The organism is Xanthomonas sp. LMG 12459 (assembly GCF_009192905.1).
GTDB lineage: Bacteria > Pseudomonadota > Gammaproteobacteria > Xanthomonadales > Xanthomonadaceae > Xanthomonas_A > Xanthomonas_A sontii.
Genome location: NZ_NSGT01000117.1, coordinates 1 through 5870, shown reverse-complemented (window position 1 = coordinate 5870; position 5870 = coordinate 1). Strand labels below are relative to the sequence as shown.

Here is a 5870-nt window from a genome sequence, read left to right as displayed (position 1 = left end):
GCCCCCAAGCGATGAGACCCGCCCCGCTCCTGCTGGCCCTGCTCGCGCTGTGGGCGCTGTACGGCCTGGCCGTGGCGCTGGGCTGGCTGCCGCTGTGGAGCTGGCAGGCGGTCGCGGCGGGCATCGCGCTGGTCGCTGCGCTGGATGCATGGCGGCTGTGGCGCCGGCCGACGCCGCAGGTGCGCCGCGAGCTGCCCGAAGCGCTGCCGCTCGGTGTGCAGCGCGACGTGGTGCTGCACCTGGACAGCGCGCAGCGCCAGCGCGTGGACCTGTTCGACCTGGTGCCCAGTGGCTGGGAGCTGCAGGGCCTGCCGCAGCGCATGACCCTGCCCGCCGCGCATCAGACCCAGGTGCGCTACCAACTGCGTCCGACCGCGCGCGGCCGCTTCGTCTTCGACGGCACCCACCTGCGCCTGCATGCGCCCTGGCGCCTGTGGTGGCAGCAGCGTCTGGCCGGGTCCGCACAGACCGTGCGCGTGTATCCGAACTTCGCGCCGCTGACCCGCTTCGCCCTGTTCAGCGCCGAACAGGCCTCGCGCCTGGTCGGCGCGCACCTGAAGCGGCGCCGCGGCGAAGGCACCGACTTCCACCAGATGCGCGAATACCGGGTCGGCGACAGCCTGCGCCAGATCGACTGGAAGGCGACCTCGCGCGCGCGCAAACTGATCTCGCGCGAGTACCAGGACGAGAAGAACCAGCAGTTGCTGATGCTGATCGACACCGGGCGGCGCATGCTGGCCAGCGAGCGTGGCCTGTCGCACTTCGACCATGTGCTCAACGCCGCGCTGGTGGTGTCGTACCTGGCGCTGCGCCAGGGCGATGCGGTGGGCATGATGGCCAGCGGCAGCGACGCGCGCTGGGTGGCGCCGCAACGCGGCATGGCCACCGTCGACGTGCTGCTGCGGGCCAGCTACGACCTGCAGCCGCAGCCGGTGGCCACCGATTACCTGACCGCGGCCACCGAACTGTCGCTGCGCCAGCGCCGCCGCGCGCTGGTGATGCTGGTCAGCAACGTGCGCGACGAGGACATCGAAGACCTGCTGGCCGCGGTGCGCCTGCTGCAGCGCCGCCACCTGGTGTGCGTGGCCAGCCTGCGCGAGCGCGAACTGGACCAGGCGCTGGCGGAGGACGCACACGAGCTGCCGCAGGCGGTGCAGGCCGGCGCGGTGGCGCGCTACCTGCAGCAGCGCAGCGCCGCGCACGATGCGCTGCGCAGCCACGGCGTGATCGTGCTCGACGTCACCGGCGAGGAACTGCCCGCCGCGCTGATCGAGCGCTACCTGGCGGTGAAGCGCGACGGGTTGCTGTAGCGCGACGCTGCGGCCCATGGCGATGTCGCCCCCCTCTGCATCGAATGTCACTTGCTGTTGGCCAGAATGAAACGCCGTATGCCGCCCACATAGGCCTGCTCGGTGCGCAGGCCGTGATGGCGAAGCCGCAGCCGACCACGGACCTGACCCAGCAGCTTGGAGGAGAGGCGCGCCATTACGCATGCAGCGTCACGGGTGTAACTCATACGCCCGCTCAAACGTCGGATAACGCAACCAGCATCGACGCCAAGACCGGCGACTGCCATCGGGCAAGTCATTGTTACGGATTAGGAATTCACCCCTTTCCAAGACCTCCGGCGTTAGTCGATACTTGGTGCAACGCCGCTTTTAGGCGGTCCAATAGTAGTTAGGTGCTATGACATCAAACTCGCCATTCATTGGTGCCACTGCAACGATAATTGCAGCCTTGGTCGCGGGCAGCGTCACGTATCTAGTCGCTGTCTTTACAAAGGAGAGCAAAGTTTCCGAATTCCGCCAGAGCTGGATCGACAACCTTCGTGAGGACACAGCGAAGTTCATGGGGATCTGGTACTACGTCGCCGCGGAACTAGAGCTAGTTCCTTCTCAAGAATTCACAACCAGAGATTTCTGGCGCAGCATGAAGAGCGAGTTCATGGAGCTAGAAATCCTTCAAGCAAAAATTGAACTTCGTCTAAATCCAAACGAGCATGCCAATGTAATCGAGCAGCTTAAATTACTTGCGAATGGTGAGTCTTTTACCGGACTTACACACGCACAGCGGAAGCAAGAGATCGAATCATTTTCTAATGACGTGCAGGGCATACTTAAAAGTGAGTGGAGCCGGGTAAAGCGCGGGGAACCAACGTACCTTGCAATTAAATTTGCATCTAAGTTGGTGCTAGCGACTGGCCTCAGTCTCCTACTTATATTTGGCGCTATTCGTCTTGGAGTATTCGGATAGCACCCTAATAATTCACTCAAGCCGAACGCGCTTCGCGGGTCGGCTTAATTCTGGTGTTAGGCGGTAGTGCTGCAAGTGCGGCGCGGCTTTCGTCTTCGGCAACAGCGCTTGCGTGTCAGCGGTCGGCTCCGGTGCGCGGTCCTCTCGTCACCGTGCATCGGATCGCTCGCCGCTTCGTCGTCCGTCTTCATTGCTCCGCTGCGCTCGTAAGCTCCCCCGCATCGCATGGAAGCGCGCACTGGACGCCCGCGGCATCTGCGCCGCATGCGGCACCACTAAACTGGCGCCGCGCTTGCGCTGCATGCCAGCGCGAACGGCATGCAGCGCGCCCACTCCACATAGCGGACGACAAGCGCGCGGCGCCGTCCCCGCGCCTACACCCGCGCGATCACGAATCCGGCACTCCGCCATATCGCGGCCGGGTCACGGCGCGACAGCTGGCGCCAGAGGCAACTGCAAACTGGCCTGCTGCAGACGCTGCAAGGTGCGCAGCATCAGCGGCCGATGCCGCGCCAGCTTCATCCACGCCGGCAACCGCGCCACCATCGAGCGCCCGAACAGGCCGCGGCGTTCGCGCAGCGTCGCCGCCACGTAGTCCTGCAACTCCTGCAGATGGCGCGGGTTGTAGGCCCACAGCAGGCCGGCGCGGGTCGGCGCGACCAGCGCCAGCGGCATGCCGAAATGCGGATCGTGGGGCGATCCGTCGCGCATGCGGTAGGTGGTGATGGCCACCGCGCTGCTTTTCCCGCAATGCGCGCAACGCCCGGGCAAGTTCGCGGGCACCGGGGTTGCACCGGTCGACGTCGCACGGACCCGCACCCACTTGTGTCCGCAATGGCCGCAGGCGCGATGGCCTTCCAGTTGCACTGCTCCCACCCAGTCGTCGGCGTCGCTGTCCAGCCCAGTAGCGCACTGGCCACAACGGAATCGCGCCTGCCAGCGATACGGCTCCCACTGCGCCAGCACCCACCCCGGCGCGCCACAGCGATGGCAGCGCACCGCCACCTGGTCCGCATAGGCAGCCAAGGTTGTTCCGTCGTTGCGATGCCGACGCGGCGCTTCAGGCGACGCTGCGTCGGCGCGCGACACCGACTCACGCATACAGCACACCCGGCCGCGCGTCCTCGACGATGGCGTGCGGCAGGAACCGCGCGCTGTCGCGGGTGATCGGGCCATCGTCCTCGCGAATGCCGATGCCGCAGGCGCGGTCGCCGACAATCCAGCTGCCGACCATCGGGTAGCGACCCTGGAACGCCGGCAGCGGATGCGCCTGCTGGCGGATGTAGGGCCCGGCATAGGGGCCGTCGCTCTCCAGCACGCGGCCATCGTCCAGGTGCAGCACGATGTTGGCGCCCTCGCGCGAATGCAGCGGCTTGCGTACCCAACCCGGCGGCAAGGCGCTGCCGTCGTCGAACGCGGCCGGCAGCAGGTTCGGGTGGCCGCGATGGCGTTCCCACAGCAGCGGCAGGATGCCCTTGTTGCTGAGCAGCGCCTTCCACGGCGGCTCCAGCAGGCGCAGGCCCGAGCCCGGCAGGGCCTGGCCGAAGCGCTCGGCGAACATGTCCTCCAGCGGATACAGCTTGAACAGCGCGCCGATCACCGTGTCGTCCAGATCGGTGTAGCGGCCGTCGCTGGACAGGCCGATGTCCTCGATCGCGATCAGCTCGCCGCCGACGCCGGCCTGCGCGGCGCAGTCGCGCAGGTAGGCGATCGTGCCCTGGTCCTCTTCCGAATCGCGCACCGCGGCGAAGTACAGCGGCGGCGGCAACCCGCCAGCGAGCGCGGCGAAGCGCTCCAGCAAGGCTTCGTGGATGGAGTTGAACTGGTCGGCCTCGTCCGGCAATCGGCCCTGCGCGCGCTGGTCCTCCAGCCACTGCCACTGGAAGAACGCCGACTCGAACAGCGAGGTCGGCGTGTCGTAGTTGAGTTCGTAGAGCTTGGCCGGGCCGCGGCCGTCGTAGGCTAGGTCCAGGCGCCCGTACAGATGCGGCTCGCGGCGCCGCCAGCTGTCGGCGATCCAGTCGCGGAACGCCGGCGGGATCGCCAGCCGCTGCATCAACGCCTCGCTGGCGACGATCTCGTCGAGCAGGCCCATCGCCATCGCGTGCAGTTCGGCACTCGGGTCTTCCAGATCGCGCTCGATCTGGCGCAGGCTGAACGCGTAGTAGGCGCGTTCGTCCCAGTAGCGCTGGCCGTCGATGGTGTGGAAGCGGAAACCGTACTCCGCGGCCTGGGCGCGCCAGTCGCCGCGCTCGACGATCGCGATGCGTTTCATGCGGGGTCTCGTGCGAAGAGAGAAAAAGCGGTATTCAGCTGCCGAAGCCGCGCCCACCGGCGGATTCGCCGAAACCGCCGCGGCTGACGGTGACCGCACGGTTCGGCGTGGCGCCGATATGGGTCATGGTCTGGTTGCCGCGCAGCATCGTGCCGCTGCTCGCCGCACCGGCACCGCCGGAATAGGACGCCGGCCGCTGCCACTGGTTCTGCCGGTCCTGGTAGGCGGGCGCGGCATTGAACCCGGCGGCGCGGTTGTTGTTGAGCATCTGCGACAGGAAGAAGCCGGTCATCATCGGCCCGATGAAGGAATGGCCGTGGCTGTCGCGCTGCTCCACGCAGCGATCCTGCGCATAGTCCTGCGCGCACTGCTCGCGGCTGGCGTACTTGGGCCCCTGCTCGGCCGCCTGCTTCTGCGCCTGCGCGAAGGCCTCGCGGCAGGTCGCGATGTCGTGGGTCTGCGCCACGCAGGCGTCCACCGAGGTGTACAGGCCTTCCTGGGCCTTGGCCTCCGGCTCGCGCCCGCAGGCGGTGAACAGCAGCGGCGCGGCGCTCATCAGCAACAAGGCGGTCGTCTTCGACCTTTTCATGGCAACGTCTTCCTGAGTCCAGCCACGATGATGCCCGGTTCCGCCGGCCGCGGAAACCCGCGGCCGGCGTTCGGGCGACCCGCGCGCGCACGTGACGTCAGCTCTTCGGCGGCGGCGGCACGTAGCTGGACAGGCGCGCGTCGAAATACGGCTGCACCGCGGCGATGTTGGACTTCACCTGGATGTCCATGCCGACGTCGCGGCTCATGCCCAGCACGTCGTTGTCCGGCCAACCGGGCCCGAAGCACCACTGCGTGCTGGGGATGTTGTTGGCCTGCAGGTGCGCGAGCATGCGCTTGGTCGCCAGTTCCGCGCTGGCGTTGCCGGCCGGATAGCCGTGCTCGCCGAGAAAGCCGCGCTTGCCTCGGTGTCCCAGCCAGTCGATGAACGGCTTGACCATCTCGATGCCGGTGTCCGGCGCAACGTTTTCATTGCGATTGGTCCAAGCACCGCCTCCGCGGCCCTCGTCGTCCAGATAGTTGTGCGCCTCGTAGACGATGCGGTCGTACGGGTCGGGGATCGTGTCCAGGTTGTTGGACGCCTCTTTCCACCGGCGGGCACTGGCGTATTCGTTGCCGCAAACGAACACGTAATGCGACCGGTCGAAATCGAAGATGCGCGCCGCGGTGGCGGTGGCAGTGCGCAGCCAGTGATCGGCCATCACCAGCGTGCTGCCGTCGGCGTTGCGCTCCGGCCCCTGGTAGGGCTCGTTCATCAGGCCCCAGCCGAAGATCGCCGGATGCGAGCGGGAGG

The 5870-nt window shown here is 67.1% G+C and carries 6 protein-coding genes and 1 pseudogene; 2 read left to right on the top strand and 5 right to left on the bottom strand.

All coding sequences use genetic code 11. From position 1 onward, the window contains the following. Positions 1-11 precede the first annotated feature (11 nt). Complete coding sequence (locus CEK65_RS20250) at positions 12-1310, top strand: DUF58 domain-containing protein (RefSeq protein WP_152182801.1); 1299 nt, start codon at positions 12-14, stop codon at positions 1308-1310. A gap of 50 nt (positions 1311-1360) precedes the next feature. Here the strand turns inward: CEK65_RS20250 and CEK65_RS21050 are convergent. Beyond that, a pseudogene (locus tag CEK65_RS21050) lies at positions 1361-1516 on the bottom strand (recombinase XerD); the annotation flags it as partial. 170 nt (positions 1517-1686) lie between these two features. Here CEK65_RS21050 and CEK65_RS20245 point away from each other — a divergent pair. Next, positions 1687-2253, top strand: a complete 567-nt coding sequence (locus CEK65_RS20245) for a hypothetical protein (RefSeq protein ID WP_152182799.1) — start codon at positions 1687-1689, stop codon at positions 2251-2253. A 423-nt stretch (positions 2254-2676) separates the two neighbouring features. On the opposite strand, the gene CEK65_RS21355 is transcribed toward CEK65_RS20245, so the two are convergent. The 4 genes from CEK65_RS21355 to CEK65_RS20225 form a co-directional block, all read right to left on the bottom strand. Next, positions 2677-2985, bottom strand: a complete 309-nt coding sequence (locus CEK65_RS21355; RefSeq protein ID WP_343192947.1) for a hypothetical protein — start codon at positions 2983-2985, stop codon at positions 2677-2679. A gap of 361 nt (positions 2986-3346) precedes the next feature. Beyond that, positions 3347-4528, bottom strand: a complete 1182-nt coding sequence (locus CEK65_RS20235; RefSeq protein WP_152182797.1) for a glutathionylspermidine synthase family protein — start codon at positions 4526-4528, stop codon at positions 3347-3349. Positions 4529-4562: 34 nt separating this feature from the next. Next, entirely contained in the window at positions 4563-5117 is a 555-nt protein-coding gene (locus CEK65_RS20230; RefSeq protein ID WP_193314267.1) for a DUF1190 domain-containing protein, read from the bottom strand. Between the two features lie 97 nt (positions 5118-5214). Beyond that, the coding region (locus CEK65_RS20225; protein ID WP_152182796.1) for a cellulase family glycosylhydrolase at positions 5215-5870 on the bottom strand (656 nt) is incomplete at its 5' end.

What these genes read in the sequence shown, in the direction of transcription:
- CEK65_RS20250 (WP_152182801.1), top strand. Translation starts at nt 12, where the DNA reads ATGAGACCCGCCCCGCTCCTGCTGGCCCTGCTCGCGCTGTGGGCGCTG.
- CEK65_RS20245 (WP_152182799.1), top strand. Translation starts at nt 1,687, where the DNA reads ATGACATCAAACTCGCCATTCATTGGTGCCACTGCAACGATAATTGCA.
- CEK65_RS20235 (WP_152182797.1), bottom strand. Translation starts at nt 4,528, where the DNA reads ATGAAACGCATCGCGATCGTCGAGCGCGGCGACTGGCGCGCCCAGGCC.
- CEK65_RS20230 (WP_193314267.1), bottom strand. Translation starts at nt 5,117, where the DNA reads ATGAAAAGGTCGAAGACGACCGCCTTGTTGCTGATGAGCGCCGCGCCG.